Origin of the sequence: Mesorhizobium sp. M7A.F.Ca.US.006.04.2.1, assembly GCF_004022915.1 — a bacterium.
Classification (GTDB): Bacteria; Pseudomonadota; Alphaproteobacteria; order Rhizobiales; family Rhizobiaceae; genus Mesorhizobium; species Mesorhizobium ciceri.
Genome location: NZ_RZQA01001142.1, coordinates 1 through 1,568, shown reverse-complemented (window position 1 = coordinate 1,568; position 1,568 = coordinate 1). Strand labels below are relative to the sequence as shown.

Annotated in this window: 1 protein-coding gene; it reads left to right on the top strand. The window is 61.4% G+C overall.

All coding sequences use genetic code 11. The features are described 5' to 3' along the window. Nucleotides 1-1,461 (top strand): NADH-quinone oxidoreductase subunit M (locus EN925_RS35185; protein WP_245487414.1); only part of this gene is annotated, 1,461 nt, incomplete at its 5' end. Nucleotides 1,462-1,568 lie beyond the last annotated feature (107 nt).

Below are 1,568 nucleotides of genomic sequence, written 5' to 3'. Positions count from 1 at the left end.
GTTGGTGTGCTGCTTATCCTATTCATCAATGACGACAGCGAAAATGCACGCCGCAACATCCGCGCCATCGCGCTGTTGACGACGACGTTCACGTTCATCATCTCGCTGTTCATCTGGACCGGCTTCGACAATTCGCAGTCCGGCTTCCAGTTCGTCGAGAAGGTCGCCTGGCTCGATTCCGGCATTTCCTACCATATGGGCGTCGACGGCATCTCGATGCTGTTCGTCATACTGACGACGTTCCTGATGCCGCTCTGCATCCTGGCATCGTGGGAATCGATCGAGAAGCGCGTCAAGGCCTACATGATTGCCTTCCTGCTGCTCGAAACGCTGATGATCGGCGTGTTCTGCGCGTTGGACATCGTGCTGTTCTACGTCTTCTTCGAAGCCGGCCTGATCCCGATGTTCATCATCATCGGCGTCTGGGGCGGCAAGCGGCGCGTCTACGCCTCGTTCAAGTTCTTCCTCTACACGCTCGCCGGTTCGGTGCTGATGCTGCTCGCCATCATGGCGATGTTCTTCCAGTCCGGAACAACCGACATCCCGACGCTGCTGACCCACAATTTCCCGGCCAACATGCAGACCTGGCTGTGGCTTGCCTTCTTCGCCTCGTTCGCGGTGAAGATGCCGATGTGGCCGGTGCACACCTGGCTGCCCGATGCGCACGTCGAGGCGCCGACGGCGGGCTCCGTCATCCTGGCCGGCATCCTGTTGAAGATGGGCGGGTACGGCTTCCTGCGTTTCTCCTTGCCGATGTTCCCGCTGGCGTCGGAAATGTTCGCGCCGCTGGTCTTCGCGCTGTCCGTCGTCGCCATCATCTACACCTCGCTGGTGGCGCTGATGCAGGAGGACATGAAGAAGCTGATCGCCTATTCGTCGGTTGCCCATATGGGCTTCGTCACCATGGGCATCTTTGCCATGAACCAGGAAGGCGTGCAGGGCGCGATCTTCCAGATGCTCAGCCACGGCCTCGTCTCCGGCGCGCTGTTCCTGTGCGTCGGCGTCATCTACGACCGCATGCACACACGTGAGATCGCGGCCTATGGCGGGCTGGTCAACAACATGCCGAAATACGCCACGGTGTTCCTGATCTTCACCATGGCCAATGTCGGCCTGCCCGGTACCAGCGGCTTCGTCGGCGAGTTCCTGACCATGCTCGGCGTGTTCCGGGTCAACACATGGGTGGCGTTCTTCGCCGCCACCGGCGTCATCCTGTCGGCCGCCTACGCGCTCTGGCTCTACCGCCGGGTGATCTTCGGCGCACTGACCAAGGAGAGCCTTAAGGGACTGCTCGACCTGTCGCCGCGCGAGAAGGTGATCATCTACCCGCTGGTCGTGCTGGTCATCTTCTTCGGCGTCTATCCCGCCCCGGTCTTCGACGCGACGGCCCAATCGGTCAAGTCGCTCGTCACCAATGTCACTGCATCCATCGGCGCCGCGCAGACCGCGGCGGCGAACTGACCAGAGGTTTTGCGAACCATGACGCCGGACCTTCTCTCCAGCCTGTCGCTCTCGACGCCAGAGCTGATCCTTGCCGTCGGCGCGCTGGCGCTGCTGATGGTCGGAGC